This window comes from Luteimonas yindakuii, assembly GCF_004803715.2.
GTDB classification, from domain to species: Bacteria; Pseudomonadota; Gammaproteobacteria; order Xanthomonadales; family Xanthomonadaceae; genus Luteimonas; species Luteimonas yindakuii.
This window is the reverse complement of sequence record NZ_CP039383.2, coordinates 628,424-649,581: the sequence shown is the minus strand read 5'-3', so window position 1 is coordinate 649,581 and position 21,158 is coordinate 628,424. Positions and strand designations below refer to the sequence as shown.

General features: G+C 69.3%; 22 protein-coding genes. 11 read left to right on the top strand and 11 right to left on the bottom strand.

Going from position 1 to position 21,158, the window contains the following annotated elements:
* Positions 1-60: 60 nt before the first annotated feature.
* The 4 genes from E5843_RS02910 to E5843_RS02895 form a co-directional block, all read right to left on the bottom strand.
* A complete protein-coding gene (locus tag E5843_RS02910) occupies positions 61-792 on the bottom strand; it encodes a haloacid dehalogenase-like hydrolase (protein WP_134674952.1) in 732 nt (243 codons plus the stop codon).
* Complete coding sequence (trpC, locus tag E5843_RS02905; protein ID WP_141065653.1) at positions 789-1,607, bottom strand: indole-3-glycerol phosphate synthase TrpC; 819 nt, start codon at positions 1,605-1,607, stop codon at positions 789-791. The genes E5843_RS02910 and trpC overlap by 4 nt, the downstream gene beginning before the upstream one ends.
* Positions 1,604-2,695 carry an anthranilate phosphoribosyltransferase gene (gene trpD, locus E5843_RS02900; protein ID WP_141065652.1) on the bottom strand — a complete coding sequence of 364 codons (1,092 nt, stop codon included), beginning with the start codon at positions 2,693-2,695 and terminating at the stop codon, positions 1,604-1,606. The genes trpC and trpD overlap by 4 nt, the downstream gene beginning before the upstream one ends.
* Positions 2,696-2,798: 103 nt before the next feature.
* On the bottom strand, positions 2,799-3,377 hold the full coding sequence (locus E5843_RS02895) for an aminodeoxychorismate/anthranilate synthase component II (protein ID WP_134674955.1): 579 nt from the start codon (positions 3,375-3,377) through the stop codon (positions 2,799-2,801).
* A 220-nt stretch (positions 3,378-3,597) separates the two neighbouring features.
* On the opposite strand from E5843_RS02895, the gene E5843_RS02890 reads away from it, so the two are divergent.
* Positions 3,598-4,956: an NTP/NDP exchange transporter gene (locus E5843_RS02890; RefSeq protein ID WP_134674956.1), complete on the top strand. Its 1,359-nt coding sequence runs from the start codon at positions 3,598-3,600 to the stop codon at positions 4,954-4,956.
* Between the two features lie 8 nt (positions 4,957-4,964).
* On the opposite strand, the gene trpE is transcribed toward E5843_RS02890, so the two are convergent.
* The 4 genes from trpE to E5843_RS02870 form a co-directional block, all read right to left on the bottom strand.
* The gene (trpE, locus tag E5843_RS02885) at positions 4,965-6,452 is read right to left on the bottom strand and encodes an anthranilate synthase component I (RefSeq protein WP_136411769.1); all 1,488 of its coding nucleotides are present in this window, start codon (positions 6,450-6,452) and stop codon (positions 4,965-4,967) included.
* Between the two features lie 136 nt (positions 6,453-6,588).
* Positions 6,589-7,527 carry a lipid kinase YegS gene (gene yegS, locus E5843_RS02880; RefSeq protein ID WP_136411768.1) on the bottom strand — a complete coding sequence of 313 codons (939 nt, stop codon included), beginning with the start codon at positions 7,525-7,527 and terminating at the stop codon, positions 6,589-6,591.
* Between the two features lie 222 nt (positions 7,528-7,749).
* Positions 7,750-8,436 carry a ribulose-phosphate 3-epimerase gene (gene rpe, locus E5843_RS02875; protein ID WP_136411767.1) on the bottom strand — a complete coding sequence of 229 codons (687 nt, stop codon included), beginning with the start codon at positions 8,434-8,436 and terminating at the stop codon, positions 7,750-7,752.
* Between the two features lie 26 nt (positions 8,437-8,462).
* On the bottom strand, positions 8,463-8,792 hold the full coding sequence (locus tag E5843_RS02870; protein WP_134674960.1) for a J domain-containing protein: 330 nt from the start codon (positions 8,790-8,792) through the stop codon (positions 8,463-8,465).
* A gap of 144 nt (positions 8,793-8,936) precedes the next feature.
* Between E5843_RS02870 and E5843_RS02865 the strand changes: the two genes are divergently transcribed.
* From E5843_RS02865 to E5843_RS02855, 3 genes are all read left to right on the top strand, one after another.
* Positions 8,937-9,866: a phosphoribosylaminoimidazolesuccinocarboxamide synthase gene (locus E5843_RS02865; protein WP_141065651.1), complete on the top strand. Its 930-nt coding sequence runs from the start codon at positions 8,937-8,939 to the stop codon at positions 9,864-9,866.
* A gap of 69 nt (positions 9,867-9,935) precedes the next feature.
* Positions 9,936-10,271, top strand: a complete 336-nt coding sequence (locus E5843_RS02860) for an SMR family transporter (protein WP_136411765.1) — start codon at positions 9,936-9,938, stop codon at positions 10,269-10,271.
* A gap of 16 nt (positions 10,272-10,287) precedes the next feature.
* A complete protein-coding gene (locus tag E5843_RS02855; RefSeq protein ID WP_136411764.1) occupies positions 10,288-10,788 on the top strand; it encodes an Mpo1 family 2-hydroxy fatty acid dioxygenase in 501 nt (166 codons plus the stop codon).
* Between the two features lie 51 nt (positions 10,789-10,839).
* Here the strand turns inward: E5843_RS02855 and E5843_RS02850 are convergent, their stop codons facing one another.
* Positions 10,840-11,718 (bottom strand): NAD-dependent epimerase/dehydratase family protein, encoded by an 879-nt coding sequence (locus E5843_RS02850; RefSeq protein WP_136411763.1) that lies wholly within the window; start codon positions 11,716-11,718, stop codon positions 10,840-10,842.
* Positions 11,719-12,045: 327 nt separating this feature from the next.
* On the opposite strand from E5843_RS02850, the gene E5843_RS02845 reads away from it, so the two are divergent.
* The 6 genes from E5843_RS02845 to mnhG are packed head-to-tail and all read left to right on the top strand — an operon-like array spanning position 12,046 to position 17,892.
* Positions 12,046-14,847: a monovalent cation/H+ antiporter subunit A gene (locus E5843_RS02845; RefSeq protein ID WP_141065650.1), complete on the top strand. Its 2,802-nt coding sequence runs from the start codon at positions 12,046-12,048 to the stop codon at positions 14,845-14,847.
* A complete protein-coding gene (locus E5843_RS02840; protein ID WP_134674965.1) occupies positions 14,847-15,209 on the top strand; it encodes a Na+/H+ antiporter subunit C in 363 nt (120 codons plus the stop codon). The genes E5843_RS02845 and E5843_RS02840 overlap by 1 nt, the downstream gene beginning before the upstream one ends.
* Entirely contained in the window at positions 15,206-16,732 is a 1,527-nt protein-coding gene (locus E5843_RS02835; RefSeq protein ID WP_136411762.1) for a monovalent cation/H+ antiporter subunit D, read from the top strand. The genes E5843_RS02840 and E5843_RS02835 overlap by 4 nt, the downstream gene beginning before the upstream one ends.
* A 1-nt stretch (position 16,733) precedes the next feature.
* Positions 16,734-17,222: a Na+/H+ antiporter subunit E gene (locus E5843_RS02830; protein WP_134674967.1), complete on the top strand. Its 489-nt coding sequence runs from the start codon at positions 16,734-16,736 to the stop codon at positions 17,220-17,222.
* Positions 17,219-17,488, top strand: coding sequence for a K+/H+ antiporter subunit F (locus E5843_RS02825; protein WP_134674968.1), 270 nt, complete (start codon positions 17,219-17,221; stop codon positions 17,486-17,488). Before E5843_RS02830 ends, E5843_RS02825 begins: the two co-directional genes overlap by 4 nt.
* Positions 17,485-17,892, top strand: a complete 408-nt coding sequence (gene mnhG / locus E5843_RS02820) for a monovalent cation/H(+) antiporter subunit G (RefSeq protein WP_134674969.1) — start codon at positions 17,485-17,487, stop codon at positions 17,890-17,892. Before E5843_RS02825 ends, mnhG begins: the two co-directional genes overlap by 4 nt.
* A gap of 67 nt (positions 17,893-17,959) precedes the next feature.
* On the opposite strand, the gene hmgA is transcribed toward mnhG, so the two are convergent.
* Positions 17,960-19,258 (bottom strand): homogentisate 1,2-dioxygenase, encoded by a 1,299-nt coding sequence (gene hmgA, locus E5843_RS02815; RefSeq protein ID WP_141066122.1) that lies wholly within the window; start codon positions 19,256-19,258, stop codon positions 17,960-17,962.
* 183 nt (positions 19,259-19,441) lie between these two features.
* A complete protein-coding gene (gene hppD, locus E5843_RS02810) occupies positions 19,442-20,545 on the bottom strand; it encodes a 4-hydroxyphenylpyruvate dioxygenase (protein WP_166815862.1) in 1,104 nt (367 codons plus the stop codon).
* A 100-nt stretch (positions 20,546-20,645) separates the two neighbouring features.
* On the opposite strand from hppD, the gene E5843_RS02805 reads away from it, so the two are divergent.
* The gene (locus E5843_RS02805) at positions 20,646-21,155 is read left to right on the top strand and encodes a MarR family winged helix-turn-helix transcriptional regulator (protein WP_136411760.1); all 510 of its coding nucleotides are present in this window, start codon (positions 20,646-20,648) and stop codon (positions 21,153-21,155) included.
* Positions 21,156-21,158: the final 3 nt, after the last annotated feature.

Sequence of the window (21,158 nt, the reverse complement as noted above, 5' to 3'; positions counted from 1 at the left end):
GGCGTCATCCACACAGGCTGTGGACGGACGCCCATCCACGCCGCGGCCTTGCCCGGACGGTCAGGCCGCGGCCACCGGATCGCCGCCGCGGCTTGCACAGCCCCAGTTGAGGATCGGCGTGCCGGCGGGCAGCACGCGCCGGAACAGGTCGACCGCACCGTGCTTGGGATTGACCACCACCGGCGCGCGCGCTGCGCGCAGCAGCGGCATGTCGGCGGTGCTGTCGGAATAGGCGATGTCGACGCCGTCGTAGCCGGCGTCCCGCAGCATCCGCATCTTCTCCTCGGCGTGACAGTGGCGCGTCACCAGGATCGCGCCGGCGCGCGGCCCGGTGAGGCTGCCGATCACCGGTACGGTTTCATGGGCGACGAAGCCGAGGATCGCGCGGGCGAGTTCCGGTGGTGCGCCGGTGGCGACCACGACCCGGTCGCCCGCCATGCGATGGCCGTGCAGCACGTCCAGCGCGATCGGCAGCAGGCGGCTGCGCAGCTCTTCGGTGTGCTGTGCCACGTAGCGGTCGATCAACAGGTCGAGCGTGCGCGGCCGGTGCAGACCGACGGTGCCGATCCAGACGAAACCGGAAATACCGCGGCGGCGCGTGGGCAGGAACGCGATCATCGGCCCCAGCACCGGCGTGGCAAGCAGCGCCAGCGCCATCCGCCACGCGCTGCGTTTGATCAGCCAGGCGAACAGGTGGCTGCCGGAATCGCCGTCATAGAGGGTGTGGTCGAAGTCGAACACCACCGTCGGCGCACCGGCGCGCTCCATCGGGAATGCGGTGGGCGCGCTCATGCGGCGGCGTCCGCGAAGAACAGCCGGCGCAGCGCGGCGCCCGGGTCGGGCTCGCGCATGAAGGCCTCGCCGACGAGGAAGGCATGGACATCGGCCGCACGCAGGCGCTCGACATCGGCGCGGTTGTGCACGCCGCTTTCGGTGACCAGGCGGTGTCCGCCGCTGACGCGGTCGCGCAGCGACAGGGTGGTGTCGAGCGAGACCTCGAAGCTGCGCAGGCTGCGGTTGTTGATGCCGATCAGCGGCAACCGGCCGTCGTGGGCGGGAAGCCGCAGTGCGCGCGCCAGCTCCTCGCCGTCGTGCGCCTCGACCAGCACGTCCATCCCCAGCGACTGCGCCAGCACCGAAAGCGATGCCAGCGCCGCGTCATCGAGCGCGGCGACGATCAGCAGCACGCAATCGGCACCGAGTACCCGGGCCTCGTACACCTGGTACGGGTCGATCACGAAATCCTTGCGCAGCACCGGCAGGTCGCAGTTCGCGCGCGCGGTGACCAGGTACTCGTCGGCGCCCTGGAAGAAGTCGCGGTCGGTCAGCACCGACAGACCGGTCGCACCGGCCTCGGCGTAGCTGCGCGCGATCGCCGCCGGCTGGAAATCCGCGCGGATCACGCCCTTCGACGGACTCGCCTTCTTGACCTCGGCGATTACCGCCGGCCGGCCCGCGGCAATCGTGCGTTCGATCGCCTGCGCGAATCCGCGCGGTGCTGGCGCGCCCGGTGCGCGTTCGCGCAGTTCGTCCATCGGGCGGACCTGGCGGCGTTCGGCGACCTCTTCGTGCTTGCGCTGGAGGATGCGTTCGAGGATGTCGGTCATGGGCTTGCTGTTGCGACGGAAGGACCGCCGCCATTGTCCGTGTTCGCGTCCCCTTTCGCCTGCGCCAGTTCCACCGTGGTCGCCACGAACGCGTCGAGCCTGGCGCGTGCGCTGCCATCGGCGAGCACCACGCGCGCCCGCGCGATGCCCTCGGCGATCGACTCGACCACGCCGGCCACGTACAGCGTCGCCCCGGCATTGAGCAGGACGATGTCGCGCGCCGGCCCTTCCGCGCCGTCCAGCACCGACAGCAGGATCGTCTTCGACTCCCCGGCGTCGGCCACCTTGAGGTTGCGGCTGGCCGACATCGCGATGCCGAAGTCCTCCGGATGCACTTCGTACTCGCGCACCTCGCCGTCACGCAGCTCGCCGACCAGGGTGCCTGCGCCCAGCGACAGCTCGTCCATGCCGTCGCGCCCCCACACCACCAGCGCGCGTTCGGCGCCGAGGCGCTGCAGCACGCGGGCCTGGATGCCGACGAGGTCGGGATGGAACACGCCCATCAGGATCGCCGGTGCATCGGCCGGGTTGGTCAGCGGACCGAGGAGGTTGAAGATCGTGCGCACGCCCATCTCGCGGCGCACCGGCGCGACCACCTTCATCGCCGGGTGGTGCACCGGCGCGAACATGAAGCCGACGCCGGTGCGCGCCACCGATTCGGCCACCTGCGCCGGCTGCAGCTCGATCGCCGCACCCAGCGCTTCCAGCACGTCGGCGGCACCGGACTTCGACGACACGCTGCGGTTGCCGTGCTTGGCCACGCGCGCGCCGGCGGCGGCGGCGACGAACGCCGAGCACGTCGAGATGTTGAAGGTATGTGCGCCGTCGCCGCCGGTACCGACCACGTCGACCAGGTGACGGCGGTCGGCGATCTCCACCGGACGGGCGAATTCGCGCATCACCGCGGCGGCACCGGCGATCTCCGCCACGGTCTCCTTCTTGACCCGCAGGCCGGTCAGGATCGCCGCGGTCATCGTCGGCGATACCTCACCGCGCATGATCTGCCGCATCAGATCGACCATCTCGTCGTGGAAGATCTCGCGGTGTTCGATCGTGCGCTGCAGCGCGTCCTGGGGGGTGATGGGCATGCGGGGTCCGTCGGGGCGTGGCGCGGTGTGCGGGCCGATGACCTTACCCGTGCGCCGCGCGGTCGTGAACCCGGGCCGGCGGATCGCAGCGTGCCGGCGACGCTCAACGCTCGAGGAAATTCTTCAGCAGCGCGTGGCCGTGCTCGGTGAGGATCGACTCCGGGTGGAACTGCACGCCCTCCACCGGATGCTCGCGATGGCGCAGGCCCATGATCTCCTCGAAGCCGCCATCCTCGTGTTCGGTCCACGCGGTGATCTGCAGGCAATCCGGCAACGTGTCGCGCTCGACCACCAGCGAGTGGTAGCGCGTGGCCTGGTACTGGTCGGGCAGCGCGGCGAACACGCCCTGCCCTGCATGGTGGATCGACGAGGTCTTGCCATGCATGATCCGGCCCGCGCGGACCACCCGCCCGCCGTAGGCCTGGCCGATGGACTGGTGCCCCAGGCACACGCCGAGGATCGGCGTGGTCGCGCCGAGGCGCTCGATCACCGACAGCGACACGCCCGCCTCGTTCGGGGTGCACGGTCCCGGCGAAATGACGATGCGCTCCGGCGCCAGGCGCTCGATTTCCTCGACCGACAGCTCGTCGTTGCGCACCACGCGGACCTCTGACCCCAGCGCCTGGAGGTACTGCACGAGGTTCCAGGTAAAGCTGTCGTAGTTGTCGATCATCAACAGCATGGGGGCGACGCCGGACCGAAAAGGGGCGCCAGCTTAGCAGCCGGAATGCGCTCCGCCCGGCGCCGGACGTTCCACAGAAATGCACCGGCGCCGCGCCGCGACGACCATCGGCACGCGCGCTGCCGGCAGGACCGATGGCACGCAACCGGCGCCGCTGGCGCGGGCATACTCGCCCATGCGTCGCCAGGCGGCGCATCCAGCACGATCGACGGAGCCTTCGATGCCCACTGCCGCCGACGCACCACCGCACAACCGTTCACGCCTGCTGCAGTTCTTCAATCTTCGACATGGCGAAGGCGCGCCCGTCCTGGTCGCCGCGCTGTTCTTCTTCTGCGTCCTGACCGCGCTGATGCTGCTGCGACCGGCACGCGACGCGCTGGGCATGGAACGCGGGATCGACAGCGTACGCTGGCTCTTCATCGGCACCGCGGTGGTGACGCTGGCGGTGAACCCGGTGTTCGGCTGGCTGGTGAGCCGGCTGCGGCGGCTGCAGGCCATCGGTGCCACCTACGGGTTCTTCGTCGCCAGCCTGGTCGGCTTCTGGGCGCTGTTGATATTTGCGCCCGGCGCCATCGGCGCGCGCAGCGGACAGGTGTTCTACGTCTGGTTCAGCGTGTTCAACCTGTTCGTGACCATGGTGTTCTGGGCGCTGATGGCCGACCGCTTCAGCAGCGACCAGGGCAAGCGCGTGTTCGCGCTGGTCTCGGTGGGCGGCACGCTGGGCGCGATCTTCGGCCCGTGGCTGACCTCGCAACTCGCCCGGCCGCTGGGCACCCCGGCGCTGCTGCTGGTGGCCGGCGGCTTCCTGCTGCTGGCACTGGGTGCGGCGTGGCTGCTGGTGCGACTCCAACCCGGGGCAAGCACGGTCGACACGGCGCCCGCCACGGCGCGCGACCCCGAACGCATCGGCGGCAGTGCGTGGGCGGGCTTCCGAGCCGTGTTCGCTTCGCCCTATCTCGCCGGCATTGCCGGCTACGTGCTGCTGATGACGGTGGTGGCCACCTTCATCTACTTCACCCGCCTGCAGATGGTCGCCGCAGTGGCGGACGACGTGGATACGCGTGCGGCGATCCTCGGCAACATCGACATGTGGACGCAGGTGGCGGTGCTGGTACTGCAGGTCACGCTGACCGGCCGGATCATCCGCCGCTTCGGCCTCGGCGTCGCGCTGGCGATCCTGCCGATCGCCACCGCCATCGGCTTCATCGGGCTGGCGATCTATGGCTCGTTCGTGGTGCTGGTGCTGCTGGAGGCCGCCAACCGCGCGGTGCAACGCGGCATCACCCGGCCCGCGCGCGAGGCGCTGTTCACCGTGGTCGCGCGCGAGGACAAGTACAAGGCGAAAGCCTTTATCGACACCTTCGTCTACCGCGCCGGCGACGTCGTCGGCGCGCAGACCGAAGGGGCGCTGGGGCGACTGGGCCTGGCGATGGGCGGACTGGTCAGCGTGGTGATCCCGCTGGCGCTGGTGTGGGCCGGGCTTGCTTTGTGGCTGGGACGCGCGCAGGTGCGGCGGGCGGCGGTCGATGAAGGGAGCGCCCTCACCCCTGCCCCTCTCCCGCGGGCGGGAGAGGGGTAAACGCCCCGCTACAACCCCTTCGCGGCCTGCGCGACCGCGCGGAACAGCGCGCGGCCCTTGTTCATCGTCTCGTCCCATTCCTTCTGCGGGTCGGAGTCGTGGACGATGCCGGCGCCGGCCTGCACGTGCAGGCGGCCGTCCTGGATCACCGCGGTGCGGATCGCGATCGCGGTATCGGCATCGCCATGCCAGCCGATATAGCCCACCGCGCCGGAATAGACGTTGCGCCGCACCGGCTCCAGCTCGCGGATCACTTCCAGCGCCCGGATCTTCGGCGCGCCGCTGACGGTGCCGGCCGGGAACGTCGCGCGCAGCACGTCGACATAGTCGAGGCCATCGCGCAGGCGACCGGTGACCTCGCTGACGATATGCATGACATGGCTGTAGCGCTCGATGACGAAGCGCTCGCCGACCTCCACGGTGCCGGCTTCGGCCACGCGGCCGACATCGTTGCGGCCGAGGTCGATCAGCATCAGGTGTTCGGCGCGTTCCTTGGGATCGGCCAGCAGTTCGGCTTCGAGCGCGGCATCCTCTTCCGGCGTCGCGCCGCGCGGGCGGGTGCCCGCGATCGGCCGCACGGTGACGGTGCCGCCCTGCTGGCGCACCAGGATTTCCGGCGACGAACCCACCACCTGGGTGCCGCCGACATCGAGGAAGTACATGTACGGCGAGGGATTCAACGCACGCAGCGCGCGGTAGACATCGACCGGGCGCGCGTTGAACGGCACCGACATCCGCTGCGACAGCACCACCTGGAACACGTCGCCGGCGCGGATGTATTCCTTCGACCGCTCCACCGCCTCGATGAAGCCTTCGCGGGTGAAGCCCGACACGAAGTCGGCCTCGTCGAGCGCCGCGGGTTGCAGGGTTTCCGGGTAGCCGGCACCGCCATGGCGCAGCCGGTGCGCCAGTGCATCGAGGCGGCGGTTGGCCCGCGCCCAGGCCTGCGGCTGGCGCGGGTCGGCGTGGACGACGAGATACAGCCGGCCGCGCAGGTTGTCGAAAACGGCGACCTCCTCCGACTGCATCAGCAGGATGTCGGGGGTGCCGAGCTCGTCGCGGCGCGCAGGGGCGTCGGCGGCATCGGCCAGGCGCGGCTCGATATAGCCGATGCACTCGAAGCCGAACCAGCCCACCAGGCCACCGGTGAAGGCCGGCAGGCCTTCGATGCGCGGCACCGATTCCGCCGTGCGCAGGCGCTCGACCTCGACGAACGGATCCTCGACGACACGGCGATCGACCACCTCGCCGTGCTCGCGCACCGACATCTCGTGCCCGCGGAACTCGAACACCTGCGTGGCGGGCAGGCCGATGATCGAATAGCGGCCGAAGCGCTCGCCGCCCTCGACCGATTCGAACAGGTAGGTGTACGGACCATCCGCAAGCTTCAGATAGACCGACAACGGCGTATCGAGGTCGGACAGAACCTCACGGGCGACGGGGATGCGGGTGTGGCCTTCGGCGGCGAAACGGTCGAACTGCTGCTGGGTGATCAAGCGCTGGCTCCACGATGGATGGACGGATGGCGACGCGGTGGCGTCACCATCGCCACGCGTGGGCGCTGGCAGGGCGGTCGAAAGAAGGCATGGCGCTACTGTAACGGCTCGCCCTGCGGGCGGCGATGAGCCGTGCTCATGCAGTGCTGGTCGACAGCAGCGGCGAATCCACCGGCAGCGCCACCCGCAGGCGACGCGGCACGCAGTCGATGCGGAAACGTTGCCCGGTGACCGGTTCGCCATCGATGTTGAGCATCAGCGGTTGCGGCGTCGACACCTCGATCCACGGCAGGCGTGCCCGCGTGGCGACGCGGTCGAGCGCCGCCTCCTTGCCGGCACCCACCAGCGTGCCGACGGTGGCGGCGACTTCGCCTTCGAGCTGCGGCACCACGGTGACGTCGAGCAGGCCGTCGTCGACCTGCGCGTCGGGACACAACGCCTGGCCACCGCCCGCCTGCCGCCCGTTGCCGATTCCCAGGGCGATGAAGTCGCCCTCCCAGGCGAAACCGGGCCCCCGCAGCGACACCGGCACGGGTTCGATCCGGCCCATCCGCGCGATGCCGGTGACCAGGTAGGCCAGGCCGCCAAGCATCTTCTTCAGGCCTTCGCGGGTCTCCACGGTGATCTCGGTCCCGAAGCCGCCGCTGACCAGGTTGAGCGACCAGGTCGCGCCGTCATCATGGGCGATGCGCAGCAGGTCGATCGCGTGCACGCTCCCGCCGGCCGCCAGCGCAAAGGCCTCGCCGATCGCATCCGGCACGCCGGCGGCAGTGGCGAAGTCGTTCGCCGTGCCCAGCGGCAGCAGGCCGAGTACGGGCAGCACGTCGGCATCGCCCGGCGCATCGGCGAGCGCCGCGGCGACATCGCGCAGCGTGCCGTCGCCACCGCCGGCGATCACCCGCACCGCACCGGCGGCCAGTGCCTCGCGCACGTAACGCAGGGCGTCACCTTCCTCCCAGGTCAGCCGCACTTCGATCGCGTGTCCCGCCTCGCGCGCGGCGTGCACCGCGTCGCGTACTTCGTCGTTGCCGGCGGCCTTGGCATTGAGGATCACGTACCAGCACGGTGCGGTCATGGGGAGCGCGCAGGACGCGGCGGAAGTGCCGCACCGGAGTGTAGATCGCGGGCCTGCAGGGCGTGGATGAAGACGAAGCGGTGCATCGCCGTCACCGGGATGTCGCCTGGCTGTCATCGCACGCGCCCAGCATGGGAGTCCAGGGCAGGGACGACGGGCGGAGGCCGGAATGCCTCCATGTCTTCGGTCGGGAGCAGGGACGCTCCCGACCGCGGCGGGCGGTCAGGCCCGGCGCTGCCCGCGCACGGCATCCACCCCGGCACGCATGCGATCCACGACCGCCGCGTAATCGGGCTGGCCGAAGATCGCCGAGCCGGCGACGAAGGTGTCGGCACCGGCGGCGGCGATCTCGCCGATGTTGTCCGGCTTCACCCCGCCGTCGATCTCCAGCCGGATGGAACGTCCGCTGGCGTCGATGCGCTCGCGCACGCGGCGCAGCTTGTCCAGCGTGGACGGAATGAAGGCCTGCCCGCCGAAGCCCGGATTGACCGACATCAGCAGCACCAGGTCGAGCTCGTCGAGCACGTAATCCAGCACGTCGACCGGCGTCGCCGGATTGAGCACCAGCCCGGCCTGGCAGCCCTCGGCCTTGATCAGCTGGATCGTGCGGTGCACATGCTTCGAGGCCTCGGGATGGAAGCTGATCAGGCTGGCACCGGCTTTGGCGAAGTCCGGCACGATGCGGTCCACCGGTTCGACCATCAGGTGCACGTCGATCGGCGCGGTGACGCCATGCTTGCGCAGCGCCTCGCACACCAGCGGCCCGATGGTGAGGTTGGGCACGTAATGGTTGTCCATCACGTCGAAGTGGACCCAGTCCGCACCGGCTGCGAGCACGGCGTCGACTTCCTCGCCGAGGCGGGCGAAGTTGGCGGAGAGGATGGACGGGGCGATGACGGTCGGTTGCATTGCGGCTCGCGGGTTCGGAGAAGGGGTCAGCGGCGACGGCGCTTGCCGCGGATGCGGGTATACGCCGCGTTGATTTCGGCGGCGCGGCGCGCGGCCTGCTCCTGCAGTTCGGGCGCGGCGGTGGCAACGCGGTCGGGGTGGTACTGCGCCATCAGCTTGCGGTAGGTGCGGTCGACATCCTCGTCGCTGGCGCCGCGCTCCAGGCCGAGCACGCGGTACGGGGCCGCGCGCTGCGGCAGCAACCAGTCGGCGTCGAACGCATGGCCGATCAACAGACCGATGAGGCCACCCACCGGATGCCTGAGCAGCAGCCAGCCGGCGATGAAGCCGAGCAGTTTTCCATACCAGGGTTTCATGGCGACCAGTGTAAGCGCAGCACGCCCTGCCGCCGCTGCCGGCAGCGGTGAACAGGCCCCGTGCAGGACCGCTTGCCGCGACGATGCACCGCCGACATAAACCGCACTACACTGGCCGACCCCTCACGCACGGGGCCCACGCCCTTGTCCACGACGCTGACCCAAGCCGAGCTGTCCACCCTGCCATTGCGCCACCGCGGCAAGGTGCGCGACGTGTTCGACGTGCCGGATGCACTGCTGCCCGCCGAAGATCGCGGCAGCGGCGACCACCTGCTGATCGTGGCCACCGATCGCCTCTCCGCGTTCGACGTGGTGCTGCCCGATCCGATCCCCGGCAAGGGCGAGATGCTCTGCCAGATCAGCAATTTCTGGTTCGAGAAGACCGCGCACCTGATGCCCAACCACCTCACCGGCATTCCGGTGGCGGCGGTGCTGCCCGCAGGCGTGGACCCGGCCGCCTACGAGCAGCGCGCGGTGGTGACGCGGCGGCTGAAGCCGGTGCCGGTGGAGGCGATCGCCCGCGGTTACGTCATCGGCAGTGGCTGGAAGGATTACCAGCGTACCGGCCGCATCAGCGGCATCCGCCTGCCTGACGGCCTGCGCCAGGCCGAACAGCTGGCCGAACCGATCTTCACCCCGTCGACCAAGGCCGCCGTGGGCGAGCACGACGAGAACATCGACTTCGACACCATGGTCCGCACGGTCGGTGCGGAGCTCGCCGAGCAGATCCGCGATGCGACCCTGCGCCTGTACCGCTATGCCGCCGAGTACGCGTCCGCGCGCGGCATCCTGCTTGCCGACACCAAGTTCGAGTTCGGCACCGATGCCGACGGCCGCCTGTACGTGATGGACGAGATGCTCACGCCGGATTCGTCGCGCTACTGGCCCGCCGACGAGTACCAGGTCGGCAGCAGCCCGCCGAGCTACGACAAGCAGATCGTGCGCGACTGGCTGGAGACCCAGGACTGGGACAAGACCCCGCCCGGGCCGCGGCTGCCGGCGGAGGTGATCGAGCGCACCCGCGCACGCTACGCCGACGCCCTGCAGAAACTGGCCGGCATCAGCATCGACTGAGCGGCTCTGCGCATGCGGCCCCGGTGGCCGCGTGCGAGCATGGCCACCGGCTCCGATCGAGGCGCAGGCATGCACACCGGCTATCTCCTCCTTGCCGCGGCCATCGTTGCCGAAGTGATCGCCACCAGCGCGCTGAAGGCGTCGGAAGGCTTCACCCGACTCTGGCCTTCAATGGTCGTGGTGATCGGTTACGCGATCGCGTTCTACTGCCTGTCGCTGGTGCTGCGCACGGTGCCGGTCGGCGTTGCCTACGCGATCTGGTCCGGCGTCGGCGTTGCCCTGATCGCACTGATCGGCTGGCTGGTCCTGGGCCAGACGCTGGATCTGCCGGCGGTGATCGGCATCGGCCTGATCGTCAGCGGGGTGGCGGTTTTGCAGCTATTCTCGAAGGCCGCCGCGCATTGACCCTCGGGAGGGGAGGATGGACGCGACACACGACCAGGCGGGCCCGCGCCCGATCGACCGCTGGTTCGCCAGCTACTCCGACGATCACCGCAACCAGACCAACCAGCACATCCACGTGGTGGCCGTGCCGTTGATCCTGTGGAGCGTGATCGCACTGCTGTGGTGCATCCCGGTTGCCGACGGCGGCCTGTTCCGCCCGGGCATCTGGGCGGCGATGGCGATGTTCGCGGCATGGCTGTTCTACTTCCGCGCGTCGCGCGCACTGGGCATCGGCATGGCCGCGGTGTTCCTGGCGATGGCGACCCTGACCCATGCGCTGCAACTGTCGCTGGGCACGCGCGGGCTGCTGGTGACCGCGATCATCGTGTTCGTGCTGGCGTGGATCGCGCAGTTCGTCGGCCACAGCAAGCGCTACGAAGGCAGGAAGCCCAGCTTCTTCACCGACCTGCGCTACTTGCTGATCGGCCCGGCCTGGGTGCTGTCCAAGCTCTACCGGAAGCTCGGACTGCGCTGGTGAAGCCCGGGCGCGTGCTGGAGGGCGCGCCGCCGCCATGCACGGCCACTGTTCTCAGTCCGCCACCAGCATTCCGCGCGTCGGCCTGAATTCCCGCGGCGCGTAACCCAGGTCGCGGATCGCCGGGCTGGCATCGAACACCAGATCCTCGCGCATCCGCGCCACCGCACCGGCCGGCAGTCCGTGCAGCCGCCCACCCGCATGCGCGGCGGCGAGTGCCAAGCGGAACAGTGGCGAGGGCACGCGCAACAGCCGCGGCCGTTCCGGCAACGCCGCCAGTACCCGCTCGACCATCGCGTCGTAGGGCAGCGATTCACCGCCCGGCAGCGCGTAGGCCTGTCCCGCGGCGCTGGGCGAATCCAGCGCGGCAATGGCTGCGGCGGCCAGATCGTCGACATGCACCGGCTGGCGCAGGCCGCGCGCATCGCGTGGAAGCACGAACAGGCCGGTGCGCCGCGCCAGTGCCGCGACCCGGCTCAGGCTGGCGTCGCGCGCGGCGCCATAGACAAGGGTCGGCCGCAGCAGCGTGGCCGCCGCGCCACGCGCGTGCGCCGTCGCGAACACCCGCGCCTCCGACGCCGCCAGCGTGGCCGCCAACGCGCGCTCACCCGGATCGCCCGCTGACCGCTTGGTCTCGAGGCTGGTCGAACCGAACGCGATCACCCGCGGAGCCTGCAGCGACGCGTTTGCGTACCACTCCGAAAATGCATCCAGCGGGCCACAGCTGAACACCGCATCGAAGCATTCGTCGGGGGCGACGAAGTCGGGAAATCCGCCTGCATGCCAGCGCAGCATCGCGCGCTCGGTAGCCGGGGGCCGGCGCGACACCGCGTCCACCCGCCAGTCCGTCGCGGCCAGCCGGCCCAGCAGTGCGTCGCCGATCTGTCCGCTTGCACCGAACACCAGGGCCCGGCGCGGCCCGGCGGGCGTCATCGCTGCATCGCCCCGCGCACTGCAGAACCCCCGCGCACTGCCGACACCCCGACAGGCAGCGGCCCGGGTGCGTTCGCATTGGCGTGGACGAGGATCGTGCGCAGAGGTCTGGCCAGGCCGACAGGGATCGCCAGTGTCCCGTTCGCCGACGCGACTGACAACACGCTGCAGCGTCGCTGCGGATGGTGGTGTCCGCACCGCGCGCGATGCGGTTGCACGGGGTTCCTGCGACGCACCATTCCAGTTACACGTGCGCGCGATTATGGACAGGACCGTCGCAGGGCACTGCTAGAATCGGGCGCCGCTCGTGAATCACGCATTCCCTGCATGCCCCTGACCCTGCATATCCTGCTGTCGCTTCCGTTCCTGGCAGCGGCAGTCGTGGCTGCGCTGCCGCGCACGCTCTCGCGTGGCGCCGTGTCGTGGGCCGCGGCGGCCGCGCCGCTGGCAGGCCTGGTCCTGCTCGGGCTGATGTCGCCCGCGGTGATGGGCGGCGAGATCCTGCGTGCGAGCCTGCCCTGGATTCCCTCGGCCGGGCTGGACCTGTCACTGCGGCTCGACGGCCTCGCCTGGATGTTCACCGGGCTGGTGCTGGGCATCGGCGTGCTGATCGTGATGTACGCCCACTACTACCTCAGCAGCCGCGACAACGCGCCGCGCTTCTACTCGTTCCTGCTGCTGTTCATGGGCGCGATGCTCGGCATGGTGCTGGCCGGCAACCTGCTGCTGCTGGTGGTGTTCTGGGAACTCACCTCGATCAGCTCGTTCCTGCTGATCGGCTTCTGGACCCACCGCGAGGACGCCCGCCAGGGCGCGCGCATGGCGCTCACCGTGACCGGCCTTGGCGGCCTGGCGCTGCTCGGCGGCGTGCTGCTGATCGGCCGCGTGGTGGGCAGCTTCGAACTCGACGCGGTCCTCGCTGCCGGCGACGTGATCCGCGCCAGCAGCTGGTACCCGGCGATCCTCGGCCTGGTGCTGGCCGGCGTCTTCACCAAGAGCGCGCAGTTCCCGTTCCAGTTCTGGCTGCCGCAGGCGATGGCCGCGCCGACGCCGGTGTCGGCCTACCTGCACTCGGCAACGATGGTGAAAGCCGGCGTGTTCCTGCTGGCCCGGCTGCATCCGGCGCTCGCCGGCACCGACCTGTTCTTCTACGTGGTCACCACCGTCGGCGCGATCACCCTGGTGATCGGCGCCTGGTATGCGATCTTCCAGCACGACATCAAAGGGCTGCTGGCCTACTCGACCATCTCCCATCTGGGCCTGATCACCATGCTGTTCGGGCTGTCCACGCCGATGGCGGTGGTGGCCGGCGTGTTCCACATCCTCAACCACGCTACCTTCAAGGCCTCGCTGTTCATGGCCGCGGGCATCATCGACCACGAGACCGGCACCCGCGACATGCGCCGGCTCGGCAACCTGCGGCGCTTCATGCCCTACACCGCCGCCCTGGCGATCATCGCCTCGCTGGCGATGGCCGGCGTACCGCTGCTCAACGGCTTCCTGTCCAAGGAAATGTTCTTCGCCGAGGCGCTGCAGGTCGAGGCCCAGGGCGCGATGCAGCTGTTCGTCACCGTTGCCGCGGGCCTGGCCGGCGTGCTGGGCGTTGCCTACAGCCTGCGCTTCGTCCACGACACCTTCTTCGGCGATGGCCCGCGCGACCTCGACACCGACCCGCACGAGCCGGTGCGCTGGATGCGCGTGCCGGTGGCGGTGCTGGTGGTGATGTGCCTGGCGGTCGGCATCCTGCCGGCACTGACCGTCAGCGGCATCCTCGAAACCGCGGTGGCGGGCACGCTCGGCGATGCCGCACCGGAGTTCAGCCTCGCGGTCTGGCACGGCTGGAACCTGCCGCTGGCGATGAGCATCATCGGCCTGGTCGGCGGCGTGGTGCTGTACTTCACCCTGCGCCGGCTGTTCGCCCTGCACGACGCGATCCTGCGTTCCTGGGGCCGCCACCTGTTCCAGGTCAACATCGAGAAGCTGTTCGCCGCGGCCGGCAGGTTCACCGAACGCGTCGCCGCCGGCGGCATCCGCCGCAGCCTGTTCTGGATGATCGTGGTGGTGCTGGTGGTGGGCGCGGTGCCGTTCATGGGCGACGCGGTGGGCGAGGCGATCGGCCTCGCCTCGCTGCCGGGCTCGCAGCCGATGCCGGTGCTGGGATGGATCATCTGGACGGTGTTGGTGGTGAGCTCGGTGGCCACGGTTGCCGCGCACGGACGCCGCCTGACCGCGCTGATCGTGATCGGTGCGGTGGGCCTGATGCTGTGTGCGATCTTCGCCCTGCTGTCGGCGCCCGACCTCGCCCTGACCCAGCTGCTGGTGGAGATGGTCACCATCGCGATGATGATGATGGCGCTCAACTACCTGCCCAAGCAGTCGAAGCAGTCGCGTACGCCGTTCCGCCGCTGGCGCGATGCCGGCATTTCGCTGGCCGCGGGCCTGGGCGTGTTCGCGCTGGTCTACGGGATGCTGCTGCGGCCGTCGCAGACGATCGCCCCCGAACTCCTCGCGCGCTCGCTGCCCGAGGCCTATGGCGCCAACGTGGTCAACGTGATCCTGGTGGACTTCCGCGGCTTCGATACGTTCGGCGAGATCACCGTGTTCGCGGTCGCCGCGCTCACCGTGCACGCGCTGCTGCGCTGGGCGCGGCTCAAGCCCGACGAGGTGATGCCGGGCCCACCGGTGCAGCTGCCGATCCCCGCCGACCTCACCCAGTTGCTTTTCCCGCTGACGCTGACGGTGTCGATCTACCTGTTCCTGCGCGGCCACAACGCGCCCGGTGGCGGCTTCATCGCCGGCCTGGCGATCGCCGTGCCGGTGCTGATCAAGTACGTGCTGCAGGGCGCGCGCGCGGTGGAGGCCACGTTCGGCTTCGACTACCTGCGCGGTGTCGGCATCGGCCTGCTGATCGCCTGCGTCGGCGGTCTGGGCTCGCTGCTGTTCGGGTTGCCGTTCCTGACCAGCGGGCATTACGACCTGGAGCTGCCCATCGTGGGCACGCTGCCGCTGGCCAGTGCGCTGGTGTTCGATACCGGCGTGTACGTGGTGGTGTTCGCGGGTGCGCTGCTCATGCTGTCGACGATGGGCACGGTCAAGCACCGCCAGCGTGCCGCAGAGGAGGATTACTGATGGAATTCGCGCTTGCCAGCGCCATCGGCGTGCTCACCGCCTCGGGTGTGTACCTGCTGCTGCGCGCCCGTACGTTCGACGTGATCCTGGGCCTGACCCTGCTGTCGTACGCGACCAACCTGCTGATCTTCTCGTCCGGCCGGCTGGTGATCGGCAAGCCGCCTGTGCTCGCCGCCGACGTGGCGCCGACGCTGGCCAACTACGCCGACCCGTTGCCGCAGGCCCTGGTGCTGACCGCGATCGTGATCGCCTTCGCGATGACCGCGGTGGTGGTGGTGGTGGCGATGCGCAACCACGCCGACCTGCAGAGCGATCACGTGGATGGCCGCGAGCCCGCCCGCGCGCGCAAGGGTGACCGATGACGCAGCACCTGGTCCTCGCACCGATCCTGGTGCCGCTGATCACCGGCGCGGCACTGCTGCTGCTCGAACGCCGTCACGACAGCCAGGTCCTGCGCACCGGCGCATGGATCGGCATGGCGCTGCTGCTGGCCTCGGCGCTGGCGCTGCTGGTGCGTGCCTCGCAGGGCGGCATCGACGTCTACCTGATGGGCGACTGGCCGGCGCGCCTGGGCATCGTGCTGATGGTCGACCGGCTCAGCGCGATGATGGTGGTGACCACCACGCTGCTGGCCATTCCCTGCCTGCTGTACGCATGTGCCGGTTGGGACAAGCGCGCGCTGCATTTCCATTCGCTGTTCCAGATCCAGCTCGCCGGCCTCAACGGCGCCTTCCTCACCGGCGACATCTTCAACCTGTTCGTGTTCTTCGAGGTGCTGTTGATCTCGTCGTTCGGGCTGCTGCTGTCGGGCGGGCGCGGCGACCGCATGAAGGCGGGCATGCACTACGTGGTGTTCAACATCGCCGCGTCCACCCTGTTCCTGGTCGCGCTGGGCCTGCTGTACGGACTGCTCGGCACGCTCAACATGGCCGAACTCGCGGTGCGCCTGCGCGAGGTCGCCCCCGAGGACCTGGCGATCGTGCGCGCGGCATGCGGCCTGTTGCTGGTGGTGTTCTGTTCCAAGGCCGCGCTGCTGCCGCTGTACCTGTGGCTGCCGGAAACATACTCGCGCGCGCCGGCGGCGGTGGCGGCGCTGTTCACCATCATGACCAAGGTCGGCCTGTACGCGCTGCTGCGGGTGTCGACGCTGATGTTCGGCGACGAGGCCGGCCTGCTCGCCGGTTTCGGCCGTGACACCCTGCTCGCGTTCGGCCTGGTGACCCTGGTGCTGGCCGGCGTCGGCGTGGTCGGTTCGCAGCGCCTGCGCATCGGCGCGGCCTATCTGGTGCTGCTGTCGGCGGGCACGCTGTTCGTCGCGTTCGCACTGGCCGAGCCGGGCACCATCTCCGCAGGCCTGTACTACCTGCCACACAGCTGCTTTGCCGCCGCGGCGATGTTCATGGTCGCCCACATCGTGCAGCGCGAGCGCGGCCTGCTCGGCGACCGCGTGCTGCCGACTGCGCCGCCGCTGCCGAAGCTGACCGGCTCGCTCTACCTCATCGCGGCGGTGTCGATCGTCGGCCTGCCGCCGCTGTCCGGCTTCATCGGCAAGTTCGTGCTGCTCGACGCCACCCCGGACACGGCCGTCGGCTGGGTCTACACGGCAGTGCTCGGCAGCAGCCTGCTGGGCATCATCGGCCTGACCCGCACCGGCACGCGGCTGTTCTGGCGGGTGGAGGAAAGTGACCTGCCCGGCCCGCCACCGCCGACGATCCCGGGCTTCGAGCTTGCCGCCACCACCCTGCTGCTGGCGTACGGCATCGCGCTGAGCGTTGCCGCCGAGCCGGTGCTGCGCTACACGCAGGCCACCGCCACCCAGCTGCTGTCGCCCGACGACTACATCGAATCGGTGCGCTCGACCGGTCCCCAGCTGAGGGCGCCCTGACATGAAATTCCAGCTCTTTCCCTCGATCCCGCAGAGCATCACCGTCTTCATCTTCTGGGTGCTGATGGCGGAGAACTACAGCGCCGCGACCCTGCTGATGGGCCTGCTGCTGGCGCTGCTGATGCCGCAGCTTTCCGCGCGCCTGGAGCGCGAGTTCGCCCAGATCGGCAATGCCGGCGCGCTGATCCCGCTGGCGGCCAAGCTCGCATGGGACGTGGTGGTCGCCAACATCACCGTCGCCCGCCAGGTGCTGGGCCCGGAAAAGGAACTGCGCTCGGCCTTCATCTGGATCCCGCTCGAGCTCACCAACATCCATGGCATCTCCGCGCTCACCAGCGTGATCACGCTGACGCCGGGCACGGTGTCGACCGAACTCTCCGCAGACCGCAAGCACCTGCTGGTGCACTTCCTCGACGTCGAGGATCCGGACGCCGCGATCGCCGAGATCAAGACCCGCTACGAAGCGCCGCTGCGCAGGGTGTTCCCATGATCAACGCCGCCATCCTGTTCGCGATGGTCGTGGTCGGTTCCGCCATGCTGTTTTCGCTGACGCGACTGATCAAGGGCCCCTCCGCCCCGGACCGCATCCTCGCGCTGGACACGCTGTACGTGAGCACGATCGCCGAACTCATCCTGTTCGGCATGTTCCTCGACTCGTCGCTGTACTTCGAGATCGCGCTGGTCATCGCTATGCTCGGTTTCTTCGGCACGGTGGTGCTGTCGAAGTACGTCATCCGCCGGGACATCGTCGAATGATCGCCACCCTGCTCGCGGCCCTGATCATCTTCATGCTGCTGGTCGGCGCCTTCTTCGTGTTCCTCGGCGGCTTCTCGCTGGTGAAGCTGTCGAGCTTCTTCCATCGCATCCACGGCCCGACCAAGGCCAGCACGCTCGGCGTGGGCAGCATCCTGTTCGCCTCGGTGATCTACCACACCACCTACGGCAGCGGCCTGCACCCGCGCGAGCTGCTGATCACCCTGTTCCTGTTCATGACCGCACCGGTGTCGGCGCACCTGATGTCGCGCGCGGCACTGTCGCTGATGGACGGGCGGCCCGACGACCCGTCGGTGACGCCGGATCCGGAAGCCCATATCCGCGACGACGCCGACGAGATCGCCGAACAGCGCGCGCGCGACCACGAGCGTCCGCACGTCGAATGAGTGCGGGGGGCCGGCATGGCCCCGGGGCGTGCTGAACGGACCCCGCGTACGACGGGGTCGCGGTTGGTCAGCCGCGCGGTGTGCTGAAGTTGCGCTTCAGGCCGGCCCAGCAGGCCTGGTAGTCGCGCTGGCGATGACCGGCATCCACGGCCTGCTGCGTCGGGCGGATCACCGCCCGCGACTCGAACATGAAGGCCATGGTGTCGCGGATCACGTCGGGCTTCGACAGGTCGGCGTTGGACGCCTTCTCGAATGTCGCCGCATCGGGTCCGTGGCCGGTCATGCAGTTGTGCAACGAGCAGCCACCGGGCGCGAACCCTTCGGCCTTGGCGTCGTATTCGCCGTGCACCAGGCCCATGAACTCGCTGGCCACGTTGCGGTGGAACCACGGCGGCCGGAACGTGTGCTGCTGCACCAGCCAGCGCGGCGGGAAGATCGCGAAATCGAGGTTGCCCACGCCGGCGGTGTCGCTGGGCGAGGTCAGCACCAGGAAGATGCTCGGGTCGGGATGGTCGAAGCTGATCGAGCCGATGGTGTTGAAGCGGCGCAGGTCGTACTTGTACGGCGCGTAGTTGCCGTGCCAGCCGACCACGTCGAGCGGTGAGTGGCCGATGTCGGCACGCCACAGGTGGCCCTGGAACTTGGCGACAAGTTCGAAATCGCCTTCGAGGTCCTCGTAGGCCGCCTGCGGGCTGAGGAAGTCGCGCGGATTCGCCAGTCCGTTTGAGCCGATCGGCCCGAGGTCGGGCAGCCGCAGGTGGGCACCGAAGTTCTCGCACAGGTAGCCGCGCGCGGGCCCGTCGGGCAGCTCCACGCGGAAGCGCACGCCACGCGGGATCACCGCGATCTCCTGCGGCTCCACGTCCAGCACGCCCATTTCGGTGGCGATGCGCAACCGGCCCTGCTGCGGCACGATCAGCTGCTCGCCGTCGGCGCTGTAGTACCAGCGCCCCTGCATCGAGGTGTTGGCCGCGTACACGCGCACGGCGATGCCGGTCTGCGCCGCGGCCGAACCGTTGCCGGCCACGGTGTAGAGGCCATCGACGAAATCCACCGGCGTCTCCGGCAGCGGCATCGGGCTCCAGCGCATCTGGTCGGGCGACACCGGGCCGTCGCCGAAATCGTCATGCAGGCGCGGCTGCACGCAGCGCTCGAACGGGCCGTGCATGGCGGCCGGGCGGATGCGATAGAGCCAGCTGCGGCGGTTCTCCGCGCGCGGCGCGGTGAAGGCCGAGCCCGACAGCTGCTCGGCATACAGGCCATGGGCGACCCGCTGCGGCGAGTTCTGCCCTTCCGGCAGGGTGCCGGCCTCGGCCTCGGTCGCGAAATGGTTGCCGAACCCGCTCATGTAGCCGCGCGGCTGCATGCCCCGGGCGTCGGCGTGCGGCATCGGGATCACGTTGTCGTCGGTGGATGCGTTCATGGCGTCGCCTGGTGTTGGATCCCTCTCCCGCATGCGGGAGAGCGGCAGGGGTCAGGACACGCGTGCGCGCCCTCAGCCGCCCCGTCGGGGCACCTTCTCCCGCTTGCGGGAGAAGGACACGGGCGCTTACAGCACGCCGCGCTTCATCTGGTCGCGCTCGATGGATTCGAACAGTGCCTGGAAGTTGCCTTCGCCGAAGCCCTCGTTGCCCTTGCGCTGGATGATCTCGAAGAAGATCGGACCGAACGCGTTCTGGCCGAAGATCTGCAGCAGCTTGCGTTGCTTGGTCTCCGGATCGGCGTCGATCAGGATCGCGTTGCGGCGCAGTCGCTCGACGTCCTCGCCATGGTTGGGGATGCGCTGGTCGATGACGTCGAAGTAGCTCTCCGGCGTGTCGAGGAAGGCGATGCCGGCCTCGCGCATCTTCTCCACCGACTCGTAGATGTCGTCGGTGAACAGCGCGATGTGCTGGATGCCCTCGCCCTTGTAGTCGCGCAGGTATTCGTTGATCTGGCTCTTCTCGTCCGACGACTCGTTGAGCGGGATACGCACCACGCCGTCCGGCGCGGTCATCGCCTTTGACAGCAGGCCGGTCTTCGAGCCCTTGATGTCGAAGTAGCGGATCTCGCGGAAGTTGAACAGCTTCTCGTAGTAGTCCGACCACTTCTGCATGTTCCCGAGGAACAGGTTGTGGGTGAGGTGGTCGATGAAGGTCAGGCCGAAGCCGCGCGGATGCTGGTCCACGCCCGGCAGCGGCTCGTAATCGGCATAGACGTCGCTGCTGTTGTCGTCGATCAGGTACAGCATGCAGTCGCCGATGCCCTTGATCGCCGGGAAGTCGACGGCGCCGGTTTCCGGTTTGTGGTCGGCCTTCTCGCCGCCCTGGGCGAGCACGTGCTCGAGCACCTCGGCGGGCGGACGCTGGAAGCGGATCGCGAAGCCGCAGGCCGATGGGCCGTGCGTGGCGGCGAAATCGGAGGCGAACGAACCCGGCTCCTCGTTGAGCAGGAAGTTGATCGTGCCCTGGCGGAACAGGGTGATCGCGCGCGTGCGGTGCTTCGCGATCGCGGTGAAGCCCAGCTGCTGGAGATAGGTGCGCATCGACTCGGCACGCCCGGCCGGCGCCGCGAACTCGACGAACTCGAACCCGTTGATGCCCATCGGGTTTTCGAAGGTGGTGACCTGCATGCCGAGGTTGGGTGCCTGGGAGGTCTGCGGTTGCGCGCTCATATGCGGCTCCTTGATCGGTGGCCGGCCGCGAGGCGGCCTTGTGGGGGACGTTATTGCCGTTATAGTTTCACGTGTAACCATATGCAAGGTGCGTCGCAGCATGGCAGCCAGCATCCCCACCCCCTCCGCCACCCCGGCCGCAGACGCGCTGCAGCTGGAACGCTTCCTGCCCTACCGCCTGAGCGTGCTGTCGAACCGTCTCAGCACCGCCATCGCCCAGGTGTACTCGCAGCGCTTCGGCCTGGCGATCACCGAGTGGCGGGTGATCGCGGTGCTCGAACGTTTCCCCGGGTTGTCGGCCAACGAGGTCGCGCAGCGCACCGCGATGGACAAGGTGGCGGTCAGCCGCGCGGTGTCGCGACTGTTCGAGGCCGGCCGGCTCGAGCGCGAGATCCACGATGACGATCGCCGACGTTCGGTGCTGCGGCTGTCGGCGGAGGGCCAGCGCATCCATCGCGAGGTCGCGCCCCTGGCGCTCGCCTTCGAGCAGCGGCTGCTGCGCGGCATGTCCGACGGCGAGCGCGACCTGCTGTTCGGCCTGCTCGACCGCCTGGATGCGCTGGAGGTGGAGGCGGAACTCGATGCCGCGGGCGGGTCGCCCACGGGCTAGGCG

Coding starts and splice junctions, on each gene's coding strand:
- E5843_RS02855 (WP_136411764.1), top strand. CDS start 10,288: ATGGACGCGACACACGACCAGGCGGGCCCGCGCCCGATCGACCGCTGG.
- E5843_RS02910 (WP_134674952.1), bottom strand. CDS start 792: ATGAGCGCGCCCACCGCATTCCCGATGGAGCGCGCCGGTGCGCCGACG.
- E5843_RS02835 (WP_136411762.1), top strand. CDS start 15,206: ATGACGCAGCACCTGGTCCTCGCACCGATCCTGGTGCCGCTGATCACC.
- mnhG (WP_134674969.1), top strand. CDS start 17,485: ATGATCGCCACCCTGCTCGCGGCCCTGATCATCTTCATGCTGCTGGTC.
- E5843_RS02845 (WP_141065650.1), top strand. CDS start 12,046: ATGCCCCTGACCCTGCATATCCTGCTGTCGCTTCCGTTCCTGGCAGCG.
- E5843_RS02805 (WP_136411760.1), top strand. CDS start 20,646: ATGGCAGCCAGCATCCCCACCCCCTCCGCCACCCCGGCCGCAGACGCG.
- hppD (WP_166815862.1), bottom strand. CDS start 20,545: ATGAGCGCGCAACCGCAGACCTCCCAGGCACCCAACCTCGGCATGCAG.
- hmgA (WP_141066122.1), bottom strand. CDS start 19,258: ATGCAGCCGCGCGGCTACATGAGCGGGTTCGGCAACCATTTCGCGACC.
- rpe (WP_136411767.1), bottom strand. CDS start 8,436: ATGCAACCGACCGTCATCGCCCCGTCCATCCTCTCCGCCAACTTCGCC.
- E5843_RS02840 (WP_134674965.1), top strand. CDS start 14,847: ATGGAATTCGCGCTTGCCAGCGCCATCGGCGTGCTCACCGCCTCGGGT.
- E5843_RS02830 (WP_134674967.1), top strand. CDS start 16,734: ATGAAATTCCAGCTCTTTCCCTCGATCCCGCAGAGCATCACCGTCTTC.
- trpD (WP_141065652.1), bottom strand. CDS start 2,695: ATGCCCATCACCCCCCAGGACGCGCTGCAGCGCACGATCGAACACCGC.
- trpC (WP_141065653.1), bottom strand. CDS start 1,607: ATGACCGACATCCTCGAACGCATCCTCCAGCGCAAGCACGAAGAGGTC.
- E5843_RS02895 (WP_134674955.1), bottom strand. CDS start 3,377: ATGCTGTTGATGATCGACAACTACGACAGCTTTACCTGGAACCTCGTG.
- E5843_RS02870 (WP_134674960.1), bottom strand. CDS start 8,792: ATGAAACCCTGGTATGGAAAACTGCTCGGCTTCATCGCCGGCTGGCTG.
- yegS (WP_136411768.1), bottom strand. CDS start 7,527: ATGACCGCACCGTGCTGGTACGTGATCCTCAATGCCAAGGCCGCCGGC.
- E5843_RS02860 (WP_136411765.1), top strand. CDS start 9,936: ATGCACACCGGCTATCTCCTCCTTGCCGCGGCCATCGTTGCCGAAGTG.
- E5843_RS02825 (WP_134674968.1), top strand. CDS start 17,219: ATGATCAACGCCGCCATCCTGTTCGCGATGGTCGTGGTCGGTTCCGCC.
- E5843_RS02890 (WP_134674956.1), top strand. CDS start 3,598: ATGCCCACTGCCGCCGACGCACCACCGCACAACCGTTCACGCCTGCTG.
- E5843_RS02850 (WP_136411763.1), bottom strand. CDS start 11,718: ATGACGCCCGCCGGGCCGCGCCGGGCCCTGGTGTTCGGTGCAAGCGGA.